This window comes from Streptomyces sp. NPDC007084, from assembly GCF_040703595.1.
Taxonomy (GTDB): Bacteria; Actinomycetota; Actinomycetes; order Streptomycetales; family Streptomycetaceae; genus Streptomyces.
The window spans coordinates 1-24,887 of the sequence record NZ_JBEYFY010000019.1 but is presented as its reverse complement, the minus strand read 5'-3'; the positions used below and the strand labels follow the sequence as shown (position 1 = coordinate 24,887).

Genomic DNA, 24,887 nt, shown 5'->3' with positions numbered 1-24,887 from the left:
CGCCGGCCGCGGTCACCACGACCGGTCCGGGCGCGCGAGCGGCCCGAGCGGCCGGCCGACCCGGGCACGGCGAGGAAAGGAGCAACACCAGCACATGCGTTTCGTGACCCAACTGCCGTACGCGACCAAGGAAGAGGAGCACGTCGCCATCCCCATGTCCGACGGTGTGGAGCTGTCGGCGCGGATCTGGCGCCCCACCTCCTCGGACAGCGAACCGGTGCCGGCGGTGCTGGAGTACATCCCGTACCGCAAGCGCGATCTGAGCGCCGTGCGCGACTCCATCCACCACCCGTACATCGCCGGGCACGGATACGCCTGCGTCCGCGTGGACATCCGCGGCACGGGCGACTCGGAGGGGGTGCTGCGGGACGAGTACCTGGAACAGGAGCAGAGCGACGCCGAGGAGGTGCTCGCCTGGCTGGCCGCGCAGCCGTGGTGCGACGGCGGCACGGGCATGATGGGCATCTCGTGGGGCGCCTTCGCCGCTCTCCAGGTCGCGGCCCGGCAGCCGCCGAGCCTGCGCGGCATCGTCATCGCCTCGTTCACCGATGACCGGCACGCGGACGACATGCACTACATGGGCGGGGCCCTGCTCTCGGACAACCTGGCCGAGGCGGGCACCATGTTCGCGTACGGCACCTGCCCGCCCGACCCGGCGATCGTCGGGGACCGCTGGCGGGCGATGTGGCACGAGCGGCTGGAGCACACCCGGCCGTGGGTGCTGGAGTGGCTGCGCCACCAGCGCCGCGACGACTACTGGCGGCACGCGTCGGTCTGCGAGGACTACGCGGCGGTCCGGTGCCCGGTCCTCGCCTCCAGCGGCTGGGCCGACGGCTACTCGAACGCCGTGACCCGGCTGCTCGGCAACCTGGACGTGCCGCGCAAGGGGCTGATCGGCCCGTGGTCCCACAAGTTCCCGCACCTGGGCGAGCCGGGGCCGGCCATCGGCTATCTCCAGGAGGTCGTCCGCTGGTGGGACCACTGGCTCAAGGGCGTGGACAACGGCGTGATGGACGGCCCCATGCTGCGGACCTGGATGCAGGAGAGCGTCCCGCCGTCCACCTCGTACGAGGAACGGCCGGGCCGCTGGGTCGGCGAGCCCGCCTGGCCCTCCCCGCACATCCAGGAGGTCACGCACCCGCTCGCGCCCCATCGCATCGGCCCGCCCCTCGGCAGCGGGACGGCCGGCGCGGACTCCGGCACCGACGGGTCCCAGGCGCACGAGCCCGCGCCCGTGACCGTGCAGTCCCCGCTCTCGGTGGGCCAGTTCGCGGGCAAGTGGGCCTCCTACAACGCCCCGCCGGACCTGCCCTACGACCAGCGCGAGGAGGACGGCGGCTCCCTCGTCTTCGACAGCGACCCGCTGACCGAGCGTCTGGAGATCCTGGGCGCGCCGACCGTCGAACTCGACCTGGCGGTGAGCGAGCCGGTCGCCATGGTGGCGGCGCGGCTGTCCGACGTGAGTCCCGACGGAAGCGCCACCCGCGTCTCCTACGGCATCCTGAACCTCACCCGGCTCGGCGGCACGGAGACTCCCGAGGCCGTCGAACCCGGCCGCCGCTACCGGGCGAAGTTCCAGCTCAACGGCGTCGGGCAGGCGTTCCCGCCGGGCCACCGGATCCGGCTGTCGCTGTCGACCTCGTACTGGCCGATGGCCTGGCCGGCCCCGAAGCCTGCCCTGCTGAGCGTGTACGCGCGGACCAGCACCCTGAGTCTGCCGGTGCGGCCGACGGAGGAACCCGACGAGATGCCCGTCAGCCCGTTCGGCGAGCCCGAGGGGGCGCCGCCCATCGCGTCGACGCGGCTGTCCCCGCGGGAGGAGCGCTGGGAGGTGAAGCGTGATCTCGTCGGCTACAACGCCGAGTTGGAGATCGTGAAGGACCGCGGCCTGGTCCGTATCGAGGACATCGGGCTCGACGTCGGCCTGCGTGCCGAGGAGCGCTACCGGTCCGTCGCCGAGGACTTCACGTCGGTCAGCGGCGAGTCCGCGTGGACCATGCGGTTCCGCCGGGACGACTGGGACGTCCGCGTGGAGACCCGTACCCGGCTCACCTCGGACGAGGACGAGTTCTTCGTGGACGCGACCCTGGACGGCTACGAGGGCGACAGGCGCGTCTTCTCCCGGACATGGAACGAACGGGTGCCGAGGGACCTGCTGTAGACCCGGGAGATCCCCTGCAGACCCTCGGGACCTGCTGTAGACCCGAGGGACCTGCCCTAGACCCTGGGCATCCGCCCGCGTTCAACCCCGTTGCCCGGGGCGGCTGTTCGGCCGTCCCGGGCAACGGCGTGCACGGCGGGGACTCAGTTGTGGCCGTTCGGATGCAGGACGACCTTCGTCCAGCCGTCGTCGCGGTTGTCGAAGTGCTCGTACGCGGACGGCGCCTCGGAGAGGTCGAGTTCGTGGGAGACGATGAGGCCCGGCTCGGCCTTGCCGCCGGCGATCAGGTCGCGCAGCGCGCGGTTGTAGCGTTTGACCGGCGCCTGGCCGGTGCCCATCCGCTGCCCCTTGAACCACATCGTGCCGAAGTCGATCGGCGGCCTGCCCTGCGCCTCCTGCTCGCCCTGGGCCTCCGCGCCGCCGGGGTCCTCGGGGAGGAACACGCCGACCACGCCGATGCTCCCGGTGAACCGGACGGCGTCGATGAGCTGGTTGACGGTCAGACTGGCGTCCTCGTCACCCTGCGGGTCGTGGGCCTGGTAGCCGACGCACTCGCAGCCGTTGTCCGCGCCGAGGCCGAGGGTCGCCTCCTTCACCACCTCGACGGGGTCCTCGTCGTTGGTGTCGATGGGGATGGCGCCGAGTTCCTCCGCGAGCCGGAGCCGGTCCGGGTGGTGGTCGGCGACCCATACGCGGCCCGCGCCCTTGAGCACCGCCGAGTAGGCGGCCATGAGCCCGACCGGGCCGGCGCCCAACACCAGTGTCTGGTCGCCGGGTTGGACCTCGGCCATCTCGGTGGCGTGGTATCCGGTGGGGAAGATGTCCGCCAGCATCACGTAGTCCAGCTGCCGTTCGGCGGCGTCCTCACCCAGACGCAGCGCGTTGAAGTCGCCGTAGGGGACGCGCAGCAGTTCGGCCTGGCCGCCCTGGTAGGGGCCCATCTCCGCGAATCCGTAGGCGGCGCCGGCGAGCGCCGGCTCGGGCTGCATGGTCAGGCAGTAGTTCGTCAGACCGCGTTCGCACTGCTTGCAGAAACCGCAGGCGATGTTGAAGGGCAGGACCACGTACTCCCCGACCTGGACCTTGCTGACGGCGGAGCCGACCTCCACGACCTGGCCGAGGTTCTCGTGCCCCAGCGTGCGCCCGGTCTCGAACGAGGTCCGCCCTTCGTACATGTGCAGGTCGGAGCCGCAGATGTTGGTCGAGGTGATCTTGACCAGGATGTCGCCGGGATGCTCGATCCTGGCGTCCGGGACGTCCTTGACGGTCACCGTGCGCGGGCCTTCGTATACCGCAGCCTTCATGATCAGTCCTCTCCTCTTCGCCTCCCCGGCCGAGTCCCCACGCACGAAACGCCCAAACCGGCAGAAAACACCCACTCCAGTGGTCTCCCTGGGCGTCATGCCCCGCCGCCCGGACACGAAGAAGCCCCCGTGCCGCGAAGGCAGGGGGGCTTTTCCGCGTCCGGGGAAGCGGTCACGCCTTCTTGCGTCGGACGATCAGCCACACGAGCGTCGCCGCACCGGCCACGCTGAGCAGCAGCGTGCGGTTGTCGCGGGCCACCCGGGCGCCCTCGGCAGCCTGGTGGCGGACCGGCTCGGGAGCCTTCTCGTCCCAGACTCGGCCCGCCTTCGCGGCACCTTCCCGGACCTGGACGGCGGCCTGGGCGGCCTTGTCCTTGACCGGGTCCGGGACCTTGTCCTGCACCTTGCCCTGGACGGAGTGGGCGGCCAGGACGGCCTTGCCCTTCAGCTCGGCCGCCTTGGCGGCGGCCTGCTCGGCGACCTCGGCGCCCTTCTCCTTCGCCTGGGCGCCCTTCTCCTTCGCCCGGGCCTTCACATCGGCCTTGTCGGCGAGCGCCTGGACGGTGTCCCCGAGTTCCGCGCGGGTCTGTTCGACCTGTTCGCGCAGTTCCTCGGGGGTGGCGGCGGTCTGCTCGCCGTCGGAGGGCTTGCTCATCGGTGGGCACTCCTCTTGATCTCGGCCACGTCGGCCTTCACGTTCTCGATCGTCTGCTCGGGCTTGGGCGGTGACGCCCGGTGGATCTGCTTCCTGCCGTTCAGGGCCAGCACCGCGGCGACGACACCCAGGACCGCGGTGACGATCAGCGCCGCGGCCCAGACGGGCAGCGGCACGGCGAGTCCGGCGATCGCGGTGGCCACCAGGGCCTCCAGCATCAGGAAGCCGACCACTCCGGCTCCGCCGAACAGTCCGCCGCTCTTTCCGTAACGCTTGCCCTTCTCCTGCATCTCCGCCTGCGCCAGACGCAGTTCACCCCGTACCAGCTCGGTGAGCTGCTGCGAGGCCTGCTGCACCAGTTCACCCACCTGGTGCGATCCGGGCTCCCGTGTCTGCTCGCCGGTTCCCTCGACTTGCGGCCGCGCACTCGACACGGCGATCGCCTCCTGCCCATTTTCCTCGGCCATGCCCGGGACACTGAGATGTCCCGGTGCTCGGTCAGGAAGCGAGTACCCCGATCCGGCCACTTCAGGAGCCCGATTCGCCGTCATTCACGATCCGGCCCGCTTTCCGCCGTGCCGGTCACTCCCGTTCGGCGAAGACACTCGTGTCCAGGCGGTCGAGAAGGTCCGCCGGGTCCCGGTACACGGCGCGGGCGCCGGCCTCCTCCAGGTCCGCCCGGGGGATGCCGCCGGACAGGACCGCGACCGGGATCGTGCCGTCGCGCGCGGCGGCCTTCATGTCCCAGACGGTGTCCCCGACGAACACGGCCCGCTCGCTCGGCACGCCCGCCAGCTCCCTGGCCTGCTCGACGGGACCGGGGGCCGGTTTGCCGTCCTCGACGTCGTCGGCGCTGGCCGCCCCGAGGATGACGTCGTCGGCGTCGATGGCCCGGCGCAGCGCTGCCAGTTCCGCACCGCCGGCCGAGGTCGCCAGCACGATCTGCCAGCCGCGGCCGGCCAGCGCGCGCAGCAGTTCACGCGCGGAGTCGAGGGCCGGCAGCCGCTCGAAGTACGTGGCGTACAGGGCGTGGTGAGCGGCGGTGAACTGTTCGTCCTCGTCGGTGTCGCGGTCCTTGCCGAGCAGGTGCTCGATCAGGTCGCCGCCGCTGAGGCCGACGGCCCGGTGGATGTCCCGCATGGGCACCCGGCGGCCGCCCTGCCGGAACGCCTCCCACCAGGTCACCACGTGCAGGTGGTTGGTGTCGACGAGGGTTCCGTCGACGTCGAAGATCGCGGCGCGTTTCGTGCTCATCGCAGGTGTCCTCGTCCTCTGGCGGGTCGTCGTTCCGGTTCTCGCACCCGGGCGGCGCCCCGGGGTCCGCGTCCGCCGGACGCGCTCACAGCTCGCGCAGCGCGGGCAGCAGCTTGCGTTCGGCCCATTCCAGGTACGGCTCCTGGTGGTCGCCGCCGATCTGGACGAGCGCGACCTCGGTGAACCCCGCGTCGACGTAGGGCCGTACGGCCTCCACGACCGCTTCGACGTCGTCACCGCACGGGATGGACTCGGCCACGTCCTCGGGCCGTACGAACTGGGTGGCGCCCGCGAACGCCGTGGGGCCGGGCAGTTCGGAGTTGACCGGCCAGCCGCTGCCGAACCAGCGGAACTGGTCGTGGGCGCGGGCGACGGCGGCGTCGCGGTCGGTGTCGTAACAGATCGGAAGCTGGCCGACCTTGGGCTTGCCCTGGCCCCCGTGGCTCTCGAACGCGGAGATCAGCTCCGCCTTCGGTTCGGTCGCGATCACCAAGTCGGCGAGGTGACCGGCGAGTTGGCAGGAGCGGTCCCCGGAGACGGCGATTCCGATCGGCGGGGGCGCGTCGGGCAGGTCCCAGAGCTTGGCGTTCTCGACGTCGAAGTGGAGACCGTGGTGGTTGACGTTCCCGCCGGCGAAGAGCGCGCGGATGATCTCCACGGCTTCCTCCAGCATCTCCAGACGGACATGGGCGGCCGGCCAACCGCCGCCCACCACATGCTCGTTGAGGTTCTCGCCCGAGCCGAGCCCGAGACGGAAGCGTCCCTCGGAGAGAAGCTGGAGGGTGGCGGCCTTCTGTGCGACGACCGCCGGGTGGTAGCGGGTCGTCGGGCATGTCACGTACGTCATCAGGGGGATGCGCTCGGTGGCCTGTGCCGCGGCGCCGAGGACGCTCCACGCGTACGGGGCGTGTCCCTGGGTGTCCAGCCAGGGGAAGTAGTGGTCGGAGGTGACGGAGAAGTCGAAGCCCGCGCGCTCGGCGCCGACCACATGGCCGACGAGTTCACGCGGCCCCGCCTGCTCCGTCATCATCGTGTAGCCGATCTGGACCATGTCGCTCTCCTCCTCGTACCGCGGGGGCCTTGCGGCACTTCGCCCGCGACAGTTCTTCCGGCGCCTCACCCCGGCGCCACCTGATCCGAACGACAGGCCCTAGCTCTTCGTCCGCAGCTCCAGGTCGACTTCCTTCTCCTGGTCCCCCGAGGCCGAGCCCCGCTCACGCACGGTGAAGGAGCCGCCCAGGGCGTCGCAGAGCCGGTCGACGGCGACGTAGCCGCCCTGGAGCGTGGCGGCGACGGAGCCCTCCAGGGAGGTCGGGCCGGTGGGGATGCGCTCCTCGGTGGGCTCGAACTCGGCCGTCCACACGGGGTGGTCGCCGGACTGCTCGTGGAGCGTGTCACCGGCGGGCCGGTCGGTGGGGAACGCCGTCCGCAGGACGTCGAAGACGGTGGCGGCGTCCTCCTTGGACGCTCCGGTGAGGGACACGGTGACCATCAGGGCCACACTCCTTTTCTGCTCGGTACGACTTCTGTTTCCGTACGGCCGCCGCTCGGCACGGCTGCTGTTCGGTACTGCTTCCGCTCGGTACGGCTCCTGCCCGGTGCGGCTCCGCCGAGGTGCCGGGGGGGGGCACTGCGCGCGCGTCCGCCCGTGTCCCCCGCGAGGCGGGCCGGCCATCACCCGTTCGGCGGGGTCCCGGGACGGGCCCGGGTGGGGCCGCCTCTCCCAGCGTCGCCCGCCCGGGCTCGCACGGCGCGCGGAGACGGGTCAGGCGGGCGGTCCGCCGGGCACGGGAGACGCGTTCGCGGTGTTCACGGCGTTCTCGCTTCCTGGGGAGGGCGGGCATGGGGCTGCGTCCGGCGCGAGTACCCCCTTGGCGGACGATCATGTCGGTGACCACCGGCCCGCCACGGGACCGGTCGCCGGCCGGTCCGCGCGCGACGGGTGACCTCGCGGCACCCCCGCCCGCCGGGCACACCGGCGCACCCGGTGTTTGACTGCTGGTGCCATGGACGAACGCGTCGAGGGGAGATCCGGTGCCGGCCCCGGACGACGACATCGAGCTGCTGGAGGACGTCCTGTCCGATCCGGGTGTCGCGGCCCGGGACTTCACGGGGGTGGTGAACCGCTGCGCGGCGGCGCTCGGCGTGCACCAGATCGTGGTGTACCTCGCGGACCTCCAGCAGCGCCATCTGATGCCGCTGACCGAGATCTCGACGCCCCTCGACATCGACGCCAGCCTCGCGGGCTGGGCCTACCGCACCCTCTCCCTGCGCGTGGAGGAGTCCCCGACGGGCGAGATCGTGATCTGGCTGCCGCTGGTGGACGGCACGGAGCGGCTGGGCCTGCTGTGTGTGCACTCCGACGCGGTGGACGCGGTGACCCTGCGCCGCAGCCGCTCGATCGCGGCACTGCTGGCGATGATGATCACCTCGAAGCGGGCGTACAAGGAGACCTTCGTCCAGCGCACCCGTACGGAGACCATGCAGCTGCCCGCCGAGATGCTGCGGGCCTATCTGCCGCCCCGGACCATCGGCAACACCGGCGTCGTCTCGACGGCCGTGCTGGAACCCGCCTACGAGGTAGGAGGCGACGCCTTCGACCACGCGCTGACGTCCACGACCCTGCACGCGGCGATGCTCGACTCCATGGGGCACGACCTGGCCTCGGGCCTGACGAGCGTGGTGACGCTGGCCGCCTGCCGCAACGCCCGCCGCACCGGCGCCGATCTGCCGGAACTGGTCTCGAGCGTGGACGAGGCCCTCGCCCGGTGGCTGCCCGACCAGTTCTGCACGGGGGTGCTCCTCCAACTGGAGCTGGCGAGCGGCTCGCTCCGCTGGATCAACTGCGGGCATCCGCCTCCGCTGCTCATCCGCAACCAGCGTCTGGTGGACGGGGCGCTCTCGCGCGAGGCGGACCCTCCGATGGGGGCGCCCGCGACGCTGGTCGACGCGCCGCGCACGGTGCACGAGATCTCGCTCGAACCGGGAGACCGGGTGCTCATGTACACCGACGGGGTGACCGAGGCCCGGATGGAGGACGGTTCGCTCTTCGGTCTCGACCGCTTCGCCGACTCGGTGATCCGGGCGGCCGCGGGCGGCGAGCTGGCGCCCGAGACACTGCGCCGCCTCATCCACCGGCTGCTCGACTCGGAGCACAGCAAGCTGCGCGACGACGCGACGATCCTGATGGTGGAGTGGAAACCGCCGCCCAGACCGTGACGGGCCGAAACCCGTACACGGGAGTGCATATGATCCTGGCATAAGCGGCCATATCGATAATCCGCCGATAAGATGGCGGAGCCGGCTTCACCCTGGTGTCGGCGACTCCTGTGTGGCGCCGCTACCGGCGCCACACAGGACTTCGTCCAGGCCCCCACCGGTCCCCGTCTCCGAGCGCCACCGCGCGGCAACGCCCCGGCCCCGGCGAAAGGCCGTCGCCCCTCGGCCCGCTTCCGCGCCCCTCGCCCCGCGCCCTCGACCCTCGGCGAAAGCCAGGCGGCGAAGCCGGGGAAGCCCGTCACGGAGATCGCGTGTAGACCCCTCGCGTGAGGGAACTCGCCAGGCTCAATCGCATTAGTACGCTTTTGCCCCGAGAAGTGCGATCCGGAGATGGCCCATGGGAACACCCGGACACAGCCCGCTCCTCACTCCGCCGGGCGTCTACGCTCCGCAGGACGACACCGAACTGCTGATGCGGGCGCTGGCGCGGGAGCGCGTCGGTCCCGCCACCCAGGTGCTCGACCTCGGTACCGGCAGCGGCGCGCTCGCGCTGCGGGCCGCCGGGCTCGGTGCCGAGGTGACCGCCGTCGACATCGCCTGGCGTGCCGTGCTCACCGCCCGCCTCAACGCGCTCATCGCCCGCCGGCATGTCACCGTCCGCCGGGGCGATCTGACCGCCGCGGTGCGCGGACGGACGTACGACCTGGTGGTCAGCAATCCGCCCTACGTGCCCTCGCCGGGCCCCCGGCTGCCCCGCCACTCCCCCGCGCGCGCCTGGGACGCGGGCCCGGACGGCCGCGCCTTCGTGGACCGGGTCTGCGACGAGGCGCCCAGCGCGCTGCGCTCCGGCGGGGTGCTCCTGCTGGTCCACTCGGCCATGTGCGGCGCCCCGCAGACCCTGCGGCGGCTCGCCGAGGCCGGGTTCGACGCCTCGGTCACCGACCGCGCCGTCATCCCTTTCGGGCCCGTACTGAACACCCGCCGTGGCTGGCTGCGCCGTCAGGGGCTGCTGGCCGAGGACGACGAGAACCTGGAAGAGCTGGTGGTCATCCGTGCCCAGCACGCCTGAACGGCCGCGCCGGATCACCGTGGACCGCGACGGGCCCCTGGTCGTCGAGGGGCCGGTCGAGGTGGTCGACGAGGACGGCACGGTCCACACGTCCCACCGCTTCCGCACGGCGATCTGCACCTGCCGCCGCAGCCGCATCTACCCGTGGTGCGACACCAGCCACCGGCACCGGACCAGACGGGAGACCTCATGAGCGGCCCCTGGCTTCCCGCCGCGCGCGGCGAACTGTCGCGGCCCCTCCTGTCGACCCTGCGCTACGGCACCCCGCTGCCCGCACCCGAGGGCCTGGAGGAGGCCGACCCCTACGGCGACGACCTCCAGCTCACCTTGTACACGCTGTACGAACTGCACTACCGCGGCTTCGCCGAGGTGAACGACGAACGGGAGTGGGACCCCGGGCTGCTGGCCCTGCGCCGGTCGCTGGAACTGCGCTTCCTCCAGGCCCTGCGCGCCGACGTGCCCGACGACCCGAGCGCCGACACCGCCCTGAAGGCCCTCCTGGACGAACCGGTGGGACACGACGAGACGAGCGTCAGCCACCATCTCCAACGCGACGGCGAACTCTGGCAGTTCCAGGAGTACGCGGCGCTGCGCTCCCTGTACCACCTCAAGGAGGCCGATCCGCATCTGTGGGTGATCCCCCGGCTGCGCGGCCGGGCGAAGGCGGCGATGGTCGCCGTGGAGTACGACGAGTTCGGCGCCGGACGTGAAGAGGACGTCCACGCGCGGCTGTTCGCGGATCTCATGGCCGACCTCGGGCTGCGCACGGAGTACGGCCACTACCTCGACGCGGCTCCGGCGCAGGCGCTCGCCACCGTCAACCTGATGTCCCTGCTGGGCCTGCACCGCGCGCTGCGGGGAGCGCTGGTCGGCCACTTCGCGGCGGTGGAGACGACCTCCTCCCCCGGATCGAGGCGCCTGGCCACCGCTCTGCGCCGGCTGGGCGCGGGCAAGGCCGCCCAGCGCTTCTACGACGAGCATGTCGAGGCCGACGCCGTACACGAACAGGTCGTCCGCCACGACGTGGTCGGCGGTCTGCTGGAGGACGAGCCCGAACTCGAACCCGACGTGGCGTTCGGTGTGCTGGCCACCGGCCTCCTCGAAGACCGGCTGGCCGCCCACCTGTTGTCGTCCTGGCGGGAGGGGCGCAGCGCGCTCCGCGTCCCGCTCACCGCCGTCGGCTGAGGAGTCCGAAGCCGTCACCGGCCGGCGTCGGGAATGCCCGTCGCCGGCGTCGTCCGGACTCGCCGGTTCGTCAGTTCTCGCGGCTCGACAGGACCTCCTTGACCTTGGCGATGGCGAAGCCCCAGCCCTGGGACACGGTGGGCTTGCCGGGCACGGCCACTTCCTCGGGGTTGGTCAGCACGTCGAGTACGACCGGCCCCGGGGTGTCGAACGCCCGGCGCACGCTGTCGTGGAGGTCGGCGGGGTCGGTGACGCGGATGCCGGTCAGGCCGAGTGCCGTCGCGACGGCGGCGAAGTCGGGGTTGTCGAGTTCCGTGCCGAACTCGGGCAGCCCGGCCTGCTCCTGTTCCAGCTTGACCATGCCGAGCCGCCGGTTGTCGAACACGACCAGTTTCACGGGCAGTCGGTACGTCTTGATCGTCATGAGGTCGCCCAGCAGCATGCTGAGTCCGCCGTCTCCGCAGAAGGCGACGATCTGGCGGTCCGGCGCCCAGAGCTGGGCGCCGAGGGCCTGCGGCATGGCGTTGGCCATCGAGCCGAGGTTGTAGGAGCCGATCAGACGCCGGGTGCCGGTCATGGTGACGAAGCGGGAGAGCCAGACGGTGGCCATTCCGGTGTCCGAGGTGAACACGGCGTCCTGGTCGGCGTAGGTGTCGACGGCGGCGGCCAGTGCCTCGGGGCGGATCTCGTGGTCCCGGTTGTCCAGGGCCGCGCGCAGCTTCCCGGTCCAGCGGCGTTCGTGGTCGGGTTCGGCCAGTTTCCGCTGGCCCTCCTGCCACTGGGTGAACCGCTCGCGGGAGTCGTCCAGATGGGCGCGGTCCGAGGAGCCCTTCAGCAGCGGAAGCAGTCCGCGCAGCGTCGCCCCGACGTCACCGGCGAGGCCCACGTCCACCGGGACCCGTCGCCCGAGGTGTTCCTCACGGGCGTCGATCTGGACGACCTTCGCGTCCTTCGGGTACCAGTCGCGGTAGGGGAAGTCGGTGCCCAGCATGAGGAGCGCGTCGCCGTGGTCGAGCGCGTGCGCGGCGGCGGGGTTGCCGATGAGCCCGGTCTGGCCGACCTGGAAGGGGTTGTCGTCCTCGAAGCCCTCCTTCGCCTTGAGGGTGAGGACCATGGGGGCGGAGAGCAGTTCGGCGGCGCGGAGCACTTCGGCGCGGGCGTCGCGGGCGCCGCGGCCGACGAGGAGGGTGACCCGGGAGGCGCTGTTGAGCAGGTCGGCGGCCTCGGTGAGCGCGGGGTCGTCGGGGCGGGTGACGGCACGGTCCAGGGCGAAGCGGGTGGGCCGGTCCTCGGTGAGTTCCTGGTCGCCGAGGTCGCCGGGGACGGTCAGGACGGCGACTCCGCCCTGGCTGAAGGCGGCGCGTACGGCGGATTCGAGCATGCGGGGCATCTGGTCGGGCGAGGTGACGGTGGCCCGGTAGACGGCGACGTCGCGGAAGAGGAGGTCGTTGTCGACCTCCTGGAAGTACTCGCTGCCGATCTCGGCGAGCGGGACCTGTCCGCAGATCGCGAGGACCGGGGTGCGGCTCTTGGCGGCGTCGTAGAGCCCGTTGAGGAGGTGGACCGAGCCCGGTCCGACGGTTCCCATGCAGACGCCGAGGGTGCCGGAGAGCTGCGACTGCGCCCCCGCGGCGAAGGCGGCGGCCTCTTCGTGCCGGCAGCCGACCCAGTCGACCTCGTCCGTGGTGCGGATGGCGTCGGTCAGCGGGTTCAGCGCGTCGCCGACGACCCCGAAGACGTGCCGGACGCCCAGTTCCTTGAGTGCGTCGACGATCACGTGGGCGACGGTGCGTGTCACAGGATGGCCCTTCGGTCGGTGCGGCCCCCTGGGGCGGGGGATGTGGTGTCAGTGGGTGAAGCGGTCCGGGTGGGCCGCCTTCCAGTCGGTTGCCCAGTCGTCGGGGACTGATGCGAGGAGTTGTCCGGGTGTGAGCCATTCATGGAGTTCGGCGTAGGAGCGCACGGTGTGCGGGTCGACCCGCTGGAGCAGCATGTGGGGCCGCAGGCCGTGCGGTTCGTCCACGCCCATCGCGGCCATGATCTGCAGGGCGCTCTTGACGGTCGCCTCCTGGTAGCGCTGGACGCGCCGGGACTTGTCCTCGACGTCGACGGCGCGGCCCCGGCGCGGGTCCTGGGTGGCGACGCCGACCGGGCAGGTGTTGGTGTGGCAGCGTTGGGCCTGGATGCATCCGACGGCGAACATCATGGCGCGGGCCGCGTTGGTGTAGTCGGCACCCTGGACGAGGCGTTTGACGAGGTCGCTGCCGGTGGCGACCTTGCCGCTGGCGCCGATCCGGACGCGGTCGCGCAGGCCGACTCCGACGAGGGCGTTGTGGACGGTCATCAGGCCTTCGCCGAGGGGCAGTCCGACGTTGTCGGCGAACTCCAGGGGTGCGGCGCCGGTGCCGCCCTCGGCGCCGTCGACGATGATGAAGTCGGGGGTGACGCCTTCCTCCAGCATGGCCTTGCAGACGGCGAGGAACTGCCGCCGCGAGCCGACGCACAGCTTGAACCCGACGGGTTTGCCCCCGGCGAGTTCACGCATCCGGCCCAGGAAGCGCACCAGTTCACGCGGCGTGCTGTAGACGCGGTGGAAGGGCGGTGAGGTGACCGTCTGCCCCTGTGGTACGCCGCGGACCTCGGCGATCTCCGCGTTCACCTTGGCGCCGGGCAGGACGCCGCCGATGCCGGGCTTGGCGCCCTGGCTGATCTTCAGGGACACGCACTTGACGTGGTCGTGCGCCGCCTTCTCGGCGAACTGCTTCTCGTCGAAGCCGCCGTCGTCCGTGCGGCAGCCGAAGTAGCCGGTGCCGATCTCCCAGACGAGGTCGCCGCCGGGCCGCAGGTGGTAGTCGGACAGGCCGCCCTCGCCGGTGTCGTGGGCGAATCCGCCGAGCCGGGCGCCGGTGTTGAGGGCGAGGATCGCGTTGGCCGACAGGGAGCCGAAGCTCATCGCCGAGACGTTCAGGAGCGCCATGTCGTACGGCCGGGTGCAGTCGGGGCCGCCGATCCGCACCCGGGGCGCGGTGTCGGGCACCGGGCAGGGGGCCATGGACGGGGTGAGGTACTCGCTGCCGGAGCGGTAGAGGTCGAGTTCGGTGCCGAAGGGCTCCTCGGCCGCGGTGCCCTTGGCCCGTTCGTAGACGATGCTGCGGGTGTCGCGGTCGAAGGGGCGGCCGTCGAAGTTCCGCTCGATGAAGTACTGCTGGAGTTCCGGGCGCAGGGCCTCCAGCGCGAAGCGGAGATGTCCGAGGACCGGGTAGTTCCGCAGCACCGAGTGCCGCCGCTGCACGAGGTCGTGGACGGCCACGAGCGAGGCCAGGAGCAGCGGGCCGGCCGCGCACCAGTACCAGGGCGAGACGAGGAGGGCGGCGGCGAGGGCGCCCGCGGTGAGCAGGGCGAGCAGGACGACGAGACGAATCTTCAGCACGAGGTCCGTGTGTCCCCAAGCCCGCCCGTCAAAGCACGAGCCGGGGACCGGCTGCTTTTCTTACCCGGCCTCTTACCTTTCGTGCCGGGTGCCGTCGAGGCCGAGCTGTCGCTCCAGCTCACCGCGGATCTCGGCGGGCAGGTCGCCGGTGCGCGCCCAGTCGACGATCAGTTCGGCGACGTGACGCAGCTTGATGTTGGTGTTCTGCGAGATCGCCCGGAGCGCGTCCCAGCCCTCGTCGGGGGTGCGCTGTCCGACGGCGAGGACGACGCCGATGGCCTGGTCGACGACGGCGTGGGACCGTACCGCCTGCTTGAGCTGGAGGTTCTCGTCCTCCAGGCGTGTCACCACGTCCGCCGAGTTCTCGGCGGGCGGTGGGTTCTGCTCGGTCGTGTCCGTGTCGGACGTCAACGTCGCCTCCGAGGTCTGGGAAGTCCGGCACCCGTTCACTTGTTCGCCGTGCTGTTCACGTGTTCGTGGGTGGTCGCGGTGATCGCGCGGGGGCTGTCCCGCGGTGGGCGTGCGCGTCCTGCGCTTCCGTGGGCGCGCGGCTGTGTCCGTCGTGTCCCTGGGCCAGCAGGGCGAGGAGATCGGCGACCGTCGGCCCGGAGTCCGCGGGATGGCGCAGGGCCGTGCCCTCCTCGATCCGGTACTCGTTCGAGCGTCCGTGCCGGGTGTGTGTCAGATAACCCTCCTGTTCCAGATCCGCGATGATCTTCCCCACCGCCCGCTCGGTGAGCCGGCAGCGCGCCGCGATGTCACGGATGCGCGTGGTGCGGTCCTCGGCGATCGCCGCCAGCACGCGCGCGTGATTGGTGAGGAAGGTCCAGCCGGTGTGTGACTCGGGCACTCCACGCATGCCCCCACGGTAGGCCCGGCATTCCGGCATGGCAAAGGGGGAATTCCAGTTCTGGTGTTCTTCGGGGCCACGACGACGCCCCCGCACCGCGAGGAAGCGGTACGGGGGCGAGATACGGGGGGTGAGATACGGGGGTGAGATGAGCGTGGCCCGGGGGCGCCTGTCGCCGGTGTTCGCGCGGGCAAGCGGTCAGGATCGGGCGTGGGCGGGGTCAGGCACGGACGGGGTCAAGCGCGGGCGGGGTCAGGCGAGAATGGGGGCAGGCGTGGGCGGGGCCAAGCGAGGGCGGGGTCAGGCGAGGACGGCCGGCTTGAGGACCTCCTCGCACCACTGGGCGAAGGTCGTCGGCGTCGCGGTCTCCGGGGTGCGGCGGACACCGGCGTCGAGGCCCTCGTCCTTGGCGCGCATCATGTCCACCATGCCCTGGACGAACCCGGCGCCGAGGCCGTAGCCGGAGAGGGTGCCGCCGAGTTCGTCGAGCCCTTGCCGCTCGTAGCGCACCGGCCGGCCGAGCACCTCGGACATGATCCGGGCCATGTCGGTCGCCGACAGGTCCTCGGGGCCGAGGACGGGCACCTCGCCGGCCCCTGTCCAGGAACGGTCGAGCAGCAGTCTCGCGGCGACGGCGGCGATGTCGCGGGTGGCGGCGGAGGGCGCCTTCCGGTCGGGCGCCACGGTGTCGGTGAACACGCCCTTCTCCCGGATGGCGTCGACCTGGCGCAGCAGGTTGTCCATGAACGACGGGTTCGCGAGCGCCCGGTAGGCCACACCGGTGTCCGCGATGAGGTCGTCCATGGCCAGCGAGGCGGTGACGAGACCGGCCCGTTCCGCGACCGGGGTGCCGCGGCCGAGTGCCGAGACACCGACGACGTGTCCGACCCCGCGGTCGGTGAACGCCTGTGCGGCGGGGCGGGTGAATCCGGAGAACGCGGCTTCGAGGTCCGTGGCCCCCGGGTCCGGCGGGACGACCCAGAAGACGGCGTCCGCTCCGGTGAAGGCCCGGTCCACCACCTCGGGGTCGCCGTGCGAGCCGGCGACGACGTCGACCCGCTCGCGGACGGCGGCGGGGAGCTTGGCGGGGTCGCGCACGATAACTCGCAGGTCCTCCCCGTCCGCGTCCCGCAGGAGGATGTCGAGGAGCCGGCTGCCGATGTCGCCCGTGGGCGTTGTGATGACGATCATGTCTCCAGCCTGCGCGCGGGACGGACGGGCGTCCAATACCTCTCGGGAGACATTGATACCGTTGAGGTATGGATCTGGATCTGCGCAAACTCCGCTACTTCGCCGCGGTCGCCGAGCACCGGCACTTCGGCCGGGCCGCCGAGGAGCTGTACATCGCGCAGCCCGTCCTGAGCCGGCAGATCCGCGCGCTGGAACAGGAACTGGGCTGCGCCCTGTTCGTGCGGACCACCCGCAGCGTGCAGCTCACGCCGGCCGGCGAGCAGTTGCGCCAGGAGGCGCCGGGGCTGCTGGCGAGCGTGGACTCGGCGGTCCGGCGCGTCCACGAGGTCGGCCGCGGGGTCGAGCGGCTGGTCGTCGCCTTCACCCCCGGACTGCACGTGTCCGAGGCCGTGCGGGTGTTCTCGGCCGCGCATCCGGACGTCGAGATCGAGCTGCTCCAGGTGAAGTGGTGGGAGCAGACCGCGCCGCTGCGCGACGGGCGCGCGGACGTCGGGTATCTGCGCCGCCCCTTCGACGACTCGGGGCTGCACACCGTGGCCGTCGGCACCGAGCGGAAGGACGCGTGTCTGCCGGCGACCCACCCGCTGGCCGGCCGTCCGGCGCTGGTCCTGGCGGACCTGGAGGGCGAGTCGATCCTCGACGCCAGGGAGCGCCGTACGTCATCGGTGGAGGAGAAGTTCGAACTGGTCGCCGCGGGGCACGGCATCGCGCTGGTCCCCCACAGCGTCGCGTGCTCCTACTCGCGGCCCGACCTCGTACACATCCCGGTGAAGGACGCCGAACCCGTCGACGTGTGCATCGCCGTCGTCAAGGACCGGCGCGAACGACACGTCCGCGACTTCGTGACGATCGCACAACAGACGCTGGGCGAGGGGGCGGGGGCCCGGGCGGGCGGGGGCTAGCTCGTAGGGGCGGGCCCGGCCGGCGGGGCCGCGCTCGCAGGGCAGACCAGCCCCCTACCCGGACACCGGACCCGTAGAACCGCCCGCCCGGACACCGGACCCGTAGAAGACGAGACCTCCCCGCCCTTCTCCCCAACTCCCTTCCCCGCCGCCCCGGTTGGCGGCTCGGCCCGGTCGCCGGTGTCAGGCCGCCGCCGATGTCGCGTGGCGCCAGAAGCCCGAGAAGGTGATGCGGTCCTTGGGCAGGCCCAGGCGGTTGAGGTGTCTGCGTCCTTCCTGCGCGAGGGTCGACTCGCCGACGACGAAGGCGTATCCGGCGGTGTCGACGGAGGTGAGCCGGCGCAGTTCGCGCAGCGCTCCGGTGCCGGCCACCGATCCGTCGCCGTCCCGCACCACCCAGGTGACGCGCACGCCGGGCGGCCCGTCCAGGCGGCGGCGGTCGGCGGCGGTGGGCACTTCCTGGATGACGTGGCCGACGGTGTTGCGGGGCAGCGAGCGCAGGATGTTGGTGGTGGCGGGCAGGCCGGTCTCGTCGGCGGCGATGACGATCTCGGACGCGTCCGGCGGGCAGTCGAAGAGGACGCCTTGGTCGAGGACGGCGAGCGCGTCGCCGGGCCGGGCCCCGCAGGCCCAGATGGCCGCGCCCCCCTCGATCTCACCGTCGAGTCCGCGGTGCACGACGAAGTCGATGTCCATCTCCGCGACGTCGGGACGGTGGTCGGCCACCGTGTAGTTGGCGCAGTGCGGCCGCTCGTCCTCGGGGATGGCCAGGTACGGCTGGTACCAGCGCGTGCCGGTGAACTCCGGGAGCCGGAGCCGGTGTTGGCGGGGAAGCTGGAGGAAGAGGCGGAACCAGTGGTCGTAGCCCCGCCAGGGGAAGTCCGCGAGGTCCGGTCCGGTGGCCGTCACGCGGTGCAGGGACGGGGAGACTCGCTCGGTGCGCAGGACGTGGGCGCGGAACATCCTGGGCTGCTGCGGCGTGAGCCGGTGGATCTTCGCCATGGCGCGAAGGGCTCCTCATCTGAGTTGAAACCAGAACGAATGCGTTGGATACGGGTCGAATCCAGGTTGAAACCGGAACGATTGATCGAACTGAGGGTAGGCTACCCTTACCGCCGTGAGTTCCGGTGATGAAGCAATCGAGACCCCCCGTGCCCGCGGTCATGAGCTGTCCGCTCAGGACGTGACCGTGGCGTACGACGGGACGGACGTGGTCCACCAAGCGGCGATCACGCTCCGGCCCGGCGACGTCACCGCGCTGGTGGGCCCCAACGGCAGCGGCAAGTCGACGCTGCTGCGCACCCTGGCGCGCCTCCAGCGCCCGCGCACCGCGACCCTGACGCTCCACGACGGGAGCGAACCGGCCGACGGGCTCGCCCTGACCGCCCGTGAGTTCTCCCGCCGGGTCGCGCTCCTGACCCAGGGGCGGCCGACGCCGAGCGGCCTGACCGTGCGGGACATCGTGGAGTTCGGGCGCTATCCGCACCGGGCCCGCTGGTCGCGGGTGGACCCCGGGGGCCCGGACGCCATCCGGCGCGCGCTCGCCATGACCGACCTCGCCGGCCTCGCCGACCGGGGTGCCGAACACCTCTCGGGCGGCCAGCTCCAGCGGGTCTGGCTGGCCGGCTGCCTCGCCCAGGAGACCGGTGTGCTCCTGCTGGACGAGCCCACCACCTACCTCGACCTTCGCTATCAGGTCGAACTCCTCGACCTGATCCGGGACTTGGCGGACGAGCACGGCATCGCCGTCGGCGTCGTCCTGCACGACCTGGACCAGGCGGCCGCCGTGGCCGACCGGATCGCCCTGCTGCGGGCCGGGCGGATCATCGCCGACGGCCGGCCGGAGGACGTCCTGACGGCCGACCGCCTCACCGACACCTACGGCATCCGCATCGATGTCGACACCGACCCACTGACCGGCCGGCTGCGCACCCGCGCCATCGGCCGCCACCACGCACGAACCGGAAGGCTCAGCACCACCTCATGAGACGCCACCTCCTCGCCCTCACGGCCGCGACCGCCGCCGCGCTCGCCCTGGCCGGCTGCGGTACGACCGAGCCCGCCGCCACGAACGCCGCCGCGAAGGGCACCCGGCACATCACCCTGACCGACGCGACGGGCGCCAAGATCAAGCTGGACGGGCCCGCCAAGAAGGTCGTCGCGACCGAATGGAACGTGGTCGAGAGCCTGGTGACCCTCGGCGTCGACCCCGTGGGCGTCGCCGACGTCAAGGGCTACAAAGACTGGGACACCTCCGCCCCGCTCAAGAACGCGCCCAAGGACATCGGCACGCGCGGCGAGCCCAGCATGGACACCGTGGCCTCGCTCTCCCCCGACCTGATCGTCGCCACCAGCGACCTCCCGGCCGCCGCCGTCAAGCAACTCCGCAAGATAGCCCCCGTCCTGGAACTCAGCCCCGCCGACTCCGCCGACCAGATCGGGCGGATGAAGGGGAACCTCGACCTCATCGCCCGAGCCACCGGCACCACCGCCAAGGCCACCGAGGCGAACAAGGCGTTCGACGCGACGGTCGCCGCGGGCAAGAAGAAGCTCGCCGACGCCGGGCTCGGCGGACGCTCCGTCGCCTTCGCCGACGGCTGGGTCGCCTCCAACCAGGTCTCCATCCGCCCGTACACCAGCGGTTCGCTGATCGGCGCCGTGAACGAGGCGATCGGCCTGAAGAACGCCTGGAAGGTCAAGGGCGACAAGAGCTACGGCCTCGGCAGCACCGACGTCGAGGGCCTGTCCGGCCTCGGCGACCTGGACTTCGCCTACATCGGCAACGCGAGCGAGCCCTCCGACCCGTTCGCGAAGGACCTCGCCAAGAACGCCGCCTGGACCTCGCTCCCCTTCGTGAAGAAGGGCAACGTGCACCGGCTGCCCGACGGCATCTGGATGTTCGGCGGCCCCAAGTCCATGCAGGCCTACGTCGACGCGCTGGTCGACGCCCTGACGAAGTAGCGTCATGGCCGTCACCGCAACAGTCCCCGCCGCCGGCTCACGGGCCATCACCTCCAGGACGGGCGCGGTCGCGGTGACGGCCGTGCTCGCGTTCCTGGTCGCCGCCCTCGCGGTCGTCGACATCACCCAGGGCACCTCGGCCGTCGGCGCGGCCGAGGTCTGGAAGGCCCTCACCGGCGGCGCCGACCCCGGCGACGCCTCGGTGGTCGTCGCCTCCCGGCTGCCCCGGGCCGCCGCCGGACTTCTCGTCGGCGCGGCCCTCGGCGTGGCCGGCGCCGCGCTCCAGGCCGTCAGCCGCAACGTGCTCGCCGCGCCCGACACCCTTGCCGTGAACGCGGGTTCGTATCTGGCGCTCGGCGTGCTCACCGTCACCGGCGCGAGCCTGCCGCTCGTCGCCTCCTCGGGCGTGGCGTTCGCCGGCGCGCTCGCGGCGGCGGCCGTCGTACTGTCGCTGACCGGACCGGGCGCCGGCACCGTACGGCTGGTCCTGGCCGGCAGCGCCCTGTCGCTCGGCCTGTCCTCCGTCACCGAGGCGCTGCTCCTGCTGTATCCGGAGCGGACGAACGGCCTCTACCAGTGGAGCCAGGGCAGCATCAGCCAGAACGGCTTCGACGGTGTCGTACAGATGGCGCCCGTCGCGGTCCTCGGACTCGCCGGACTCCTGCTGGTCGCCCGCAGGGTGGACGCGCTGGCGCTCGGCGACGAGGCGGCCCACGGTCTCGGCGTGCCGGTGCGCGCCACCCGGGTCACCGTGGTGGTGTGCGCCTCGCTGCTCGCCGCCGCGGCCGTCACCCTCGCCGGGCCGATCGGCTTCGTCGGGCTCTGCGCCCCCGCGCTCGTACGTCCCCTGACCCGGCGTATCCGGCCGCTGGTCCGCGTCCGCGCGGGCCTGCCGGTCGCCGGGCTGGCCGGCGCGGCCCTCGTGCTCGGCGCGGACGTCCTGCTCCGCGCGACCGTGTCCCCCGAGGCCGCGGTCGCCGTCCCCACCGGTGTCGTCACCAGCATCCTCGGCGCGGTGTTCCTCGTCGGCATGGCCCTGCGGGTACGGGACACCACGACCGCGACCAGCCCGGAGAGACTGCGCATCCCGAGCAGGGCCATGTTCCTGACGACGGCGGCCGTGCTCACCGTCGTGCTGGCCGGCACCGTCGTCGGCGCGGTGCTCCTCGGCGACACCAAGCTGCTGATGGGCGACGTGGTCAACTGGGCGCAGGGCCGGGCCGGTCAGTCCGTGTCGTTCGTCCTCGACACCCGGATGCCGCGCGTGCTGGCGGCCCTGCTCGCGGGTGCCGCGCTGGCCCTGTCCGGCACCCTCGTCCAGGCCGTCACCCGCAACCCGCTCGCGGAGCCGGGCGTGCTCGGTGTCTCGGGCGGCGGGGCCCTGGGCGCGGTCCTGCTCGTGACGAGCGTGCCCTCGGCGGGCTCGTGGGGCATCGCGGGCGCGGCCTTCGCGGGGGCTGCGGTCACCGCGGTCGTCGTGTTCGGTCTCGCGTCCAGCGACGGTTTCGGGCAGAACAGGCTGGTCCTGGTGGGCGTCGGCGTGTCCGCCGCGACCACCGCGCTCATCAGCCTGTTCATCGTCCTGACCGACCCGTTCAACGCCACCAAGGCGCTGACCTGGCTGTCCGGTTCGACGTACGGGCGCACCCTGCCCGACTCACTGCCGGTGGCCGCCGCGCTCGCGGTGGGCATCGGGGTCGCCGTCGTACGGCGCACGGAACTCGACCTGGTCTCCCTCGACGACGACACGCCGAAGCTGCTCGGTCTGCGCCCCGCGTCCGCCCGGCTCGGGCTGCTGGTCGTGAGCGTGCTGCTGAGCGCGACCGCCGTCGCCGCGGCCGGAACGATCGGCTTCGTCGGCCTGGTCGCCCCGCACGCGGCCCGCGCCCTGGTCGGCCGCCGCCACGCGCGCGTGGTCCCGGTCGCCGTCCTCCTGGGCGCGATCCTGGTCTGCACGGCCGACCTCCTGGGCCGCACCCTGATCGCTCCGGCCCAACTGGGAGCGGGCGTGGTGACGGCGGTCATCGGGACGCCGTACTTCCTGTACCTGCTGGTACGGGCGCGACGCTAGCGCGGGTACGGGGGCCCGGGGGGCATGCGTTCACTGGTGCCGGGGGGCGAATGACAGGCGCTCAGCCGTGCTCGTACCAGTGCCGGAGGCAAGCGCCACCCGGTTCCGGGGGCGGCGGCAGGCGCGGCGGGGAGGGGTCCGTCGCACCCCTCCCCGCCTCCGCCCAACCGCCCAACCGGGCAACCGGGCAACCGGGCAACCGGGCAACAAGGATGCCCCGCCCCGCCCGGAGCACGCTCAGCCCGCGGCCACCAGGATCAGAGCGGCCAGGACGGTGGCCACGGCCACGGGCACTATGACGACCCGCGTGCGGTCGATCCAGCCGTACACCCGCGCCAGCGCGGGCGGCGCCACACGCGTCCCGCCGGCTGTCGTGGGTTCGGCCCGGGCGCCGGTCGCCAGCGGGACGGACGACACGGTCACGGGCTCGGTCACGGGCTCGGTCCGAGGTGTCGCGGCCGGGGTGTGCGCGTCGGCGGGGAACAGCGCGCCCAGCTCACAGCACCACCGGCAGTCGCTCTCCGCGCCGTCCAGCCAGTACGTGCCCGCGGGCCGGGCCGAGACCGTGAGGGGTCTGTCCTGGTGCCACATCGTCATGCCGGGTCCAACGAGGCACGTCACGGTCGGCCACGTCGCTTCCGGTCATCGTGACCCAGCCGACACCAGACGGGGAACGGACCCTCACGGCACCAGCGCGGCGGGCTTCCCCGTAGCCCAGTCGGCCGGCGCCGCCACACGGGGCGGCGATGGCCCGGCAGGCTCGGTCAGTCCGCCCCGGCGGGCGGCTCGGCCTGGTCCGGTGTCTCCGCGACCCGCTTGATGTGGGCCAGCCTGCGGTCCCAGTCGGCGGCGAGGGCGGCCATCCACCGGGCCGTCGCGTCCAGTGCCGCGGGCCGCAGCGCGTACCGCACCTCGCGCCCCACGCGGCCACCGGACACCAGTCCGGCGGCGTCGAGCACGACGAGGTGTTTGACGACCGCCTGCCGGGAGACGGGGAGCCTGCCGGCGAGGGTCGTCGCGGTGGCCGTGCCCATCTCGGCGAGCAGGTGGAGGAGTTGACGTCGCGTCGGGTCGGCCAGGGCGGCGAGAACGCTGTCCACACCGCCGGCGCCGCCGTCGGGGCGTCCCGCGCTCACGCGGAGGGCTGTTCGGCACGCTGCTTGAGCGCGTCCAGCTCGACGGGCCAGCCCTGGGAGTGGTCGTTCCGGTTCTGGCCGCGCAGCTCCGGGGAGCCGGCCAGCGCCGCGAAGCCGCTCTCGACCACGCGCAGCCGGGTCCGCTCACCCTCCTGGGTGAGGGTGAACTCGACGAGCGTGCTGTTGTCGTCGCGCAGTTCCTCCCCGGGGAACGCGCTGGTCCAGCGGTAGGCCAGATAGGTCGGCGGTTCGACCTTCTCCACCCGTACGGGGAAGTCGCCGTGCTCGGAGTTCTTCAGTACCAGCGAGTCCCCCTCCCTGGCCACGGTGCCCGGCAGGCTCGCCTTGTCGGCCACCCAGAAGCCGGGCTGGGCCACCAGCGACCAGACCCGCTCCAGGGGTGCCTCGATCAGCGTCTCGCGTTCGATCCGGTCCTCACTCATGCGGGGCTCCTTCATCGCCGTTGCCGCCACTTCAGGTGCAGCTCCAGAGTTGCACGACACGGACGGCAGGCGCAACCCAAGGGTTGCGCGAGGATGTCCGGGACCGGCCGCTCGACGCGGCGTCCCGGCCGGTTCGGGCGGCCGGCCGGTTCGGGCGACCGGCCGGACCACCGCGCCGCGCTGCCGCCGCCCGCGTCCCGGCCGACAATGGGCCTACGGCGGGGAAGGCCCCGGGGGAGGCGCCGGGTTAGGAGCGTCGATGCAGCGGCCCCTCTCCCCCGCTCGCGTACGGGCCGCACGGCAGGCCGCGCGGGTCACGGTCGCCGCCCTCGCCGGGTTCTACACCGCCCTGTACGCGCTGGACCGGCCGGTTGTCGCGGTCTACGCCCTCTTCACCCCCATCGCGCTCGGCGTCCTCTCCCCCAACCCCGGCGGCGGCCGGCGGCGCGCCCGCACGATTGTGTCCGTTCTGCCGCTCGCCGCGGCACTGACCGCCCTCGGCACCACCCTCGCCGTGACCACCGCCTCCGCCGTGGCGGGCATGCTGGTGATCGGCTTCACGGTCTCCTTCGCGGCGGCCTACGGCCCCGCGCCCGCCGGTGTCGTACCGGGACTGCTGCTCTTCTACGTGCTCGCCTGCTTCCCGCCCTACGATCCGCAGACGCTGCCGCAACGGCTCTGCGGGCTGCTCGCCGGGGGTGCGCTCCTGGTCGTGTGCGAACTGCTGCTCCTGCCCGCCTCGTCCGCGCCGCCCTACCGTGACCGGATCGCCGCCGCCCTCGATCTGGCGGCCACGTCGGCGCTCGCCGCGGCGCGGGGACACGGTCACGATCCCGCGCGGGCGCGGCTGCTGAGCGACGCGGGACGCGCCCTGCGCTTCTCCCAGTTGCCCCCGGCCGCCCGGCCGACCGGGGCGGGCCGGACCGCCCGAGGGCTGGCCCACGCCGGGTCCGCCACACGGCGGGTACTGGACCAGTTGGCGCGCACGTTCGAGAGACCGGCTCCGGCACCGGGCGAGGACCCGCACTGCGCGGCGCTCCTGCGCGAGGTCGCCGC

Annotated in this window: 24 protein-coding genes and 1 pseudogene; 10 read left to right on the top strand and 15 right to left on the bottom strand. The window is 72.4% G+C overall.

Annotation, left to right across the window (positions count from 1 at the left end; genetic code table 11):
- Positions 1 to 94 precede the first annotated feature (94 nt).
- The gene (locus AB0912_RS17810; RefSeq protein ID WP_366700620.1) at positions 95 to 2,161 is read left to right on the top strand and encodes a CocE/NonD family hydrolase; all 2,067 of its coding nucleotides are present in this window, start codon (positions 95 to 97) and stop codon (positions 2,159 to 2,161) included.
- Positions 2,162 to 2,304: 143 nt separating this feature from the next.
- Here AB0912_RS17810 and AB0912_RS17805 read toward each other — a convergent pair whose 3' ends face one another.
- The 6 genes from AB0912_RS17805 to AB0912_RS17780 all read right to left on the bottom strand — a co-directional run bounded on the left by AB0912_RS17805 (position 2,305) and on the right by AB0912_RS17780 (position 6,866).
- A complete protein-coding gene (locus tag AB0912_RS17805) occupies positions 2,305 to 3,465 on the bottom strand; it encodes a glutathione-independent formaldehyde dehydrogenase (RefSeq protein WP_366700618.1) in 1,161 nt (386 codons plus the stop codon).
- A gap of 172 nt (positions 3,466 to 3,637) precedes the next feature.
- Positions 3,638 to 4,120 carry a DUF3618 domain-containing protein gene (locus AB0912_RS17800; RefSeq protein WP_366700616.1) on the bottom strand — a complete coding sequence of 161 codons (483 nt, stop codon included), beginning with the start codon at positions 4,118 to 4,120 and terminating at the stop codon, positions 3,638 to 3,640.
- The gene (locus tag AB0912_RS17795) at positions 4,117 to 4,488 is read right to left on the bottom strand and encodes a phage holin family protein (protein ID WP_366700806.1); all 372 of its coding nucleotides are present in this window, start codon (positions 4,486 to 4,488) and stop codon (positions 4,117 to 4,119) included. Before AB0912_RS17795 ends, AB0912_RS17800 begins: the two co-directional genes overlap by 4 nt.
- A 214-nt stretch (positions 4,489 to 4,702) precedes the next feature.
- Positions 4,703 to 5,374, bottom strand: a complete 672-nt coding sequence (locus AB0912_RS17790) for an HAD family hydrolase (RefSeq protein WP_366700614.1) — start codon at positions 5,372 to 5,374, stop codon at positions 4,703 to 4,705.
- Between the two features lie 85 nt (positions 5,375 to 5,459).
- Complete coding sequence (locus AB0912_RS17785) at positions 5,460 to 6,425, bottom strand: LLM class F420-dependent oxidoreductase (protein WP_366700612.1); 966 nt, start codon at positions 6,423 to 6,425, stop codon at positions 5,460 to 5,462.
- Between the two features lie 99 nt (positions 6,426 to 6,524).
- Positions 6,525 to 6,866 carry a hypothetical protein gene (locus AB0912_RS17780; RefSeq protein ID WP_366700610.1) on the bottom strand — a complete coding sequence of 114 codons (342 nt, stop codon included), beginning with the start codon at positions 6,864 to 6,866 and terminating at the stop codon, positions 6,525 to 6,527.
- Positions 6,867 to 7,438: 572 nt separating this feature from the next.
- Here AB0912_RS17780 and AB0912_RS17775 point away from each other — a divergent pair.
- From AB0912_RS17775 to AB0912_RS17760, 4 genes are all read left to right on the top strand, one after another.
- Positions 7,439 to 8,593, top strand: a complete 1,155-nt coding sequence (locus AB0912_RS17775) for a PP2C family protein-serine/threonine phosphatase (RefSeq protein ID WP_366700804.1) — start codon at positions 7,439 to 7,441, stop codon at positions 8,591 to 8,593.
- A gap of 397 nt (positions 8,594 to 8,990) precedes the next feature.
- The gene (locus AB0912_RS17770) at positions 8,991 to 9,662 is read left to right on the top strand and encodes a HemK2/MTQ2 family protein methyltransferase (RefSeq protein WP_366700608.1); all 672 of its coding nucleotides are present in this window, start codon (positions 8,991 to 8,993) and stop codon (positions 9,660 to 9,662) included.
- Positions 9,646 to 9,855 (top strand): CDGSH iron-sulfur domain-containing protein, encoded by a 210-nt coding sequence (locus AB0912_RS17765; protein ID WP_366700607.1) that lies wholly within the window; start codon positions 9,646 to 9,648, stop codon positions 9,853 to 9,855. The genes AB0912_RS17770 and AB0912_RS17765 overlap by 17 nt, the downstream gene beginning before the upstream one ends.
- Positions 9,852 to 10,847 carry an iron-containing redox enzyme family protein gene (locus AB0912_RS17760; protein WP_366700605.1) on the top strand — a complete coding sequence of 332 codons (996 nt, stop codon included), beginning with the start codon at positions 9,852 to 9,854 and terminating at the stop codon, positions 10,845 to 10,847. The genes AB0912_RS17765 and AB0912_RS17760 overlap by 4 nt, the downstream gene beginning before the upstream one ends.
- 70 nt (positions 10,848 to 10,917) lie before the next feature.
- Here the strand turns inward: AB0912_RS17760 and AB0912_RS17755 are convergent, their stop codons facing one another.
- The 5 genes from AB0912_RS17755 to AB0912_RS17735 form a co-directional block, all read right to left on the bottom strand.
- Positions 10,918 to 12,645 (bottom strand): thiamine pyrophosphate-dependent enzyme, encoded by a 1,728-nt coding sequence (locus AB0912_RS17755; RefSeq protein WP_366700603.1) that lies wholly within the window; start codon positions 12,643 to 12,645, stop codon positions 10,918 to 10,920.
- A gap of 48 nt (positions 12,646 to 12,693) precedes the next feature.
- Entirely contained in the window at positions 12,694 to 14,274 is a 1,581-nt protein-coding gene (locus AB0912_RS17750) for an FMN-binding glutamate synthase family protein (RefSeq protein WP_366700802.1), read from the bottom strand.
- 75 nt (positions 14,275 to 14,349) lie between these two features.
- A complete protein-coding gene (locus tag AB0912_RS17745; RefSeq protein ID WP_366700800.1) occupies positions 14,350 to 14,628 on the bottom strand; it encodes an ANTAR domain-containing protein in 279 nt (92 codons plus the stop codon).
- A 115-nt stretch (positions 14,629 to 14,743) separates the two neighbouring features.
- Positions 14,744 to 15,136 carry a helix-turn-helix domain-containing protein gene (locus tag AB0912_RS17740; RefSeq protein WP_366700601.1) on the bottom strand — a complete coding sequence of 131 codons (393 nt, stop codon included), beginning with the start codon at positions 15,134 to 15,136 and terminating at the stop codon, positions 14,744 to 14,746.
- 291 nt (positions 15,137 to 15,427) lie between these two features.
- Positions 15,428 to 16,318 carry an NAD(P)H-binding protein gene (locus AB0912_RS17735; RefSeq protein ID WP_366700599.1) on the bottom strand — a complete coding sequence of 297 codons (891 nt, stop codon included), beginning with the start codon at positions 16,316 to 16,318 and terminating at the stop codon, positions 15,428 to 15,430.
- Positions 16,319 to 16,386: 68 nt separating this feature from the next.
- On the opposite strand from AB0912_RS17735, the gene AB0912_RS17730 reads away from it, so the two are divergent.
- Positions 16,387 to 17,220 (top strand): LysR family transcriptional regulator, encoded by an 834-nt coding sequence (locus AB0912_RS17730; protein ID WP_366700597.1) that lies wholly within the window; start codon positions 16,387 to 16,389, stop codon positions 17,218 to 17,220.
- Positions 17,221 to 17,403: 183 nt separating this feature from the next.
- On the opposite strand, the gene AB0912_RS17725 is transcribed toward AB0912_RS17730, so the two are convergent.
- Entirely contained in the window at positions 17,404 to 18,222 is an 819-nt protein-coding gene (locus AB0912_RS17725) for a siderophore-interacting protein (RefSeq protein WP_366700595.1), read from the bottom strand.
- A 115-nt stretch (positions 18,223 to 18,337) separates the two neighbouring features.
- Here AB0912_RS17725 and AB0912_RS17720 point away from each other — a divergent pair, with 115 nt between their 5' ends.
- From AB0912_RS17720 to AB0912_RS17710, 3 genes are read left to right on the top strand one after another with little or no spacing between them, the layout of a single operon-like run.
- Positions 18,338 to 19,207 (top strand): ABC transporter ATP-binding protein, encoded by an 870-nt coding sequence (locus AB0912_RS17720; RefSeq protein ID WP_366700593.1) that lies wholly within the window; start codon positions 18,338 to 18,340, stop codon positions 19,205 to 19,207.
- Positions 19,204 to 20,181: an iron-siderophore ABC transporter substrate-binding protein gene (locus AB0912_RS17715; protein ID WP_366700591.1), complete on the top strand. Its 978-nt coding sequence runs from the start codon at positions 19,204 to 19,206 to the stop codon at positions 20,179 to 20,181. Before AB0912_RS17720 ends, AB0912_RS17715 begins: the two co-directional genes overlap by 4 nt.
- Before the next feature lie 4 nt (positions 20,182 to 20,185).
- Positions 20,186 to 22,252 carry an iron ABC transporter permease gene (locus AB0912_RS17710; protein WP_366700589.1) on the top strand — a complete coding sequence of 689 codons (2,067 nt, stop codon included), beginning with the start codon at positions 20,186 to 20,188 and terminating at the stop codon, positions 22,250 to 22,252.
- A gap of 237 nt (positions 22,253 to 22,489) precedes the next feature.
- Here the strand turns inward: AB0912_RS17710 and AB0912_RS17705 are convergent, their stop codons facing one another.
- The 3 genes from AB0912_RS17705 to AB0912_RS17695 all read right to left on the bottom strand — a co-directional run bounded on the left by AB0912_RS17705 (position 22,490) and on the right by AB0912_RS17695 (position 23,831).
- Positions 22,490 to 22,849: a hypothetical protein gene (locus AB0912_RS17705; protein WP_366700587.1), complete on the bottom strand. Its 360-nt coding sequence runs from the start codon at positions 22,847 to 22,849 to the stop codon at positions 22,490 to 22,492.
- A gap of 167 nt (positions 22,850 to 23,016) precedes the next feature.
- The gene (locus tag AB0912_RS17700; protein WP_366700585.1) at positions 23,017 to 23,388 is read right to left on the bottom strand and encodes a metalloregulator ArsR/SmtB family transcription factor; all 372 of its coding nucleotides are present in this window, start codon (positions 23,386 to 23,388) and stop codon (positions 23,017 to 23,019) included.
- A complete protein-coding gene (locus AB0912_RS17695) occupies positions 23,385 to 23,831 on the bottom strand; it encodes an SRPBCC domain-containing protein (protein WP_366700583.1) in 447 nt (148 codons plus the stop codon). The genes AB0912_RS17700 and AB0912_RS17695 overlap by 4 nt, the downstream gene beginning before the upstream one ends.
- Positions 23,832 to 24,090: 259 nt before the next feature.
- On the opposite strand from AB0912_RS17695, the pseudogene AB0912_RS17690 reads away from it, so the two are divergent.
- Positions 24,091 to 24,887 (top strand): annotated as a pseudogene (locus AB0912_RS17690) (FUSC family protein); the annotation flags it as partial.